This window comes from Nitrosophilus sp., from assembly GCF_982775275.1.
Genome location: NZ_CEXZHP010000183.1, coordinates 1 through 2954, shown reverse-complemented (window position 1 = coordinate 2954; position 2954 = coordinate 1). Strand labels below are relative to the sequence as shown.

Sequence of the window (2954 nt, the reverse complement as noted above, 5' to 3'; positions counted from 1 at the left end):
AAGCCCAATATACCTATCTCTTTTAGGATTAAAATAGATTGCGTCATCTTTTGTATTATAAGAGATGCTATATGAAAATGTAGCGTTGAGCTTATAGTATGGTCCTGTTATTACTCTTTCATAGTGGGAAAACCCTATGATCTCTCTTTTGTTTGTATCGTTAAAATCCATTCTTTCATACTCAATATTTGTCTCTCTAGACTCACTCACTCTATATGTCAGTATAAAGTCTTTTCTATCGGCATAAATTTCATTCTTTAAAGCTCTAAGAGGCGTATTTTTACTGTAACTTTCATATGAGGCAAATAGTATCCAATTATCCGTAAAATAGTATTTTGCATCAATAAACCATCCATTTTTATCAACGTTTTTATTTATCGCAACTCCCAAATTTGAAGTTAAATCATTTTTTCTATATTCCAAAGCGAGACCGTATCTTTTATATTTTTCGACACCTTCTTCAACATCCCCTTTAGAGTAGTAACCAATCAAATAGGGCCGGTAATTGTAATTTATCGGTTTTGAATAAAGTTTTGTTTCTATATAAAAATAGTCGTTTCCAAAATCTCCGCCACTACTTGAACCATTAACAAAATCAACGATCAACTCATTTTTATTTTTGTATATATCAAATAATTTTTTAGCCCTTTTTACGCTTAAATCTTCAGAATATTTTTCATATATCTTTTTTATATATTTTTCACTTTTTTGATATCTTTGCGCATCCAATAAAGCCATGGCTTTTACGACATTTGCATTTTTATGATTTGGCTCATAAGCTAAAGCGAAATCTATCTCTTTTATCGCTTTTCTTGGCCACCCTCTATCTTTATAAATATTTGCCAATTCAGATTTTATATCTACGTTAGCAGGAGCGATACTACTCATTTTTTCCAATCTTTTTTGAGCCTTATTCAAAAAATCTGCATAATATCTTGCCAATGCAGATGCAACGCTACTTTCAACTTTATATCCATTTTCATATTTGCCCCTTATCCAAGCTGGCTCACTTTTATCTATCTCATCTATCCATCTAATCGCTTTATTAAGTTTAAACATCTCTACGTAACAATAAAAAACACCCAATTTACTTTCGAAATGTTTTGGATTTTTCTTTAGAGCTTTTTTATAAAAATCTATTGCGATTTTTGGCTTTTTTTTGTATAGATACGCATCACCCACCGCATTTAGCGCGTAATATGGAAGCTCAATGTCCGCTTTTTCAAAATTTTTATACTCGTTTATGACCTTGTCCATATAAAATCTGTCTCTTAACGCCACAAGTTTGTCAAATCTAGCCTGTAAAATATTTGGATTTTCCTTTTTGAGATTTTTTGATTTTGAGGTCGATATTAATCTATCTAAAGCTTTTAAAGCTTCATCGATCTCTTTAAATCTCTCTTTTTTATCTGGAAGCACAAGTTCGCCCCATCTTATTTTAAACGCAATTTGATCCTTTTTTAACCTATACTCATAATTTTTATCAAAGGCGTTTTTGTTTTTTAGCATATACTCGTAAGCCAGATACGGAAGCCCAAGCATATCAAGAGTTCTTACGATACCTTTTAGGGAATCTATATCTTTTTTATTTAATTCATAAGCTTTTTGATAATTAATAAATGAGTCAAAATAGGCTTTTTTAGCCTCTAAAATATAACCTTTTAAAAAGTAGTAATAATAGTTTTTGTTTTTAATAGTCGATAAAATTTTTAATGCCTCATCGACTCTTTTGTCATCCGCAAAAACAAGTATCAATCCATATTTACAATCTAAATTGTTATTATTTTTTTCTAAACAGAGTTTATAAAATAAAATAGATTTTTTATAATCTTTTAAATTTCTATAAGATTTTGCCACAATTTCGAGCGTATAATCTGGCATAATCTTATAATCCATACCTTTTGTCAATCTAATAACCTCTTTATCTTTTTTTGCCCATCCCAAAATAGATATATAATCAAAAAAAAGTTTTTTATCTTTTGGATATTTTTCGTAAAGTATTTTTAAATCATTTAAAGCCTTTTGGATATTTCCTTCTCTTGCTTCTTTTATAATATTTGAATAATCTATATTTATCTCATTTGAATATAAAAAATTTAAAAAAATTAAAAAAATAATACCCCCTAAAAAAATCTTCTTCATATAAATCCTTTTAAATTTTTGGAGTTAAATAAATTTAGCATAGAAAAACTTAAAATACGTATCAAATTTGGGTGGAAATACTATTTTTGTTACAATTAATAAAACTATAAAGGATTTAATATGGCTGATTTTACGATCGAAGAGGTTTATAAAGCCTTTAAGATACAAGATGAAAAGTTACCCTTTAGAAGCTGGATAAGAAGAAAATATAAAAAAAAGAAAAAAACAAAAGAAACAAATAAAAAAAGAGAACAAAAAAAGGACGGACATATAGATATATATGCGTAGCCTAATATTAATATTTTTTCTAATCTTAACTCTCTATTCAAAAGAGTTTATAGTAGCTACATATAATGTTCAAAATCTTTTTGATTTAAAAAAAGATGGTTTGGAGTATGAAGAGTATATCCCTTTTACCCATAACTGGAACAAAAAAACTTATCATATAAAACTTCAAAATATAGCAAAGGTCATAAAAGATCTAAATCCAGATATAATTGCTCTCCAAGAGATAGAGTCTATCGAGGCGCTAAAAGATTTAAACAAACTTTTAAATTATAGATATTTCGCAATTGCAAAAAGCAAAAACTCACCTATAAAAAACTGCGTTTTATCAAAATATAAGATTTTAAAAACAGAAGAGATAAAGATAAAAGATACAAAAAAAGCAAGAAATATATTAAAAGCGATCTTTGATATCGACGGACATAAATTAACTATCTTTATTAACCATTGGAAATCAAAGCATGCTCCAGAAAGTGTAAGGATACTTTATGCAAAAGCATTAAAAAAAGAGCTTGAAAAAATGGATT

At 27.9% G+C, this 2954-nt stretch carries 3 protein-coding genes; 2 read left to right on the top strand and 1 reads right to left on the bottom strand.

Annotation, left to right across the window (positions count from 1 at the left end; all coding sequences use genetic code 11):
* A partial coding sequence (gene pgaA, locus AC30RD_RS07850) for a poly-beta-1,6 N-acetyl-D-glucosamine export porin PgaA (protein WP_489493908.1) occupies positions 1–2142 on the bottom strand: 2142 nt, incomplete at its 3' end.
* Positions 2143–2262: 120 nt separating this feature from the next.
* Here pgaA and AC30RD_RS07845 point away from each other — a divergent pair.
* Entirely contained in the window at positions 2263–2430 is a 168-nt protein-coding gene (locus AC30RD_RS07845) for a hypothetical protein (protein WP_489493907.1), read from the top strand.
* The coding region (locus tag AC30RD_RS07840) for an endonuclease/exonuclease/phosphatase family protein (protein WP_489493906.1) at positions 2423–2954 on the top strand (532 nt) is incomplete at its 3' end. The genes AC30RD_RS07845 and AC30RD_RS07840, both read left to right, overlap by 8 nt.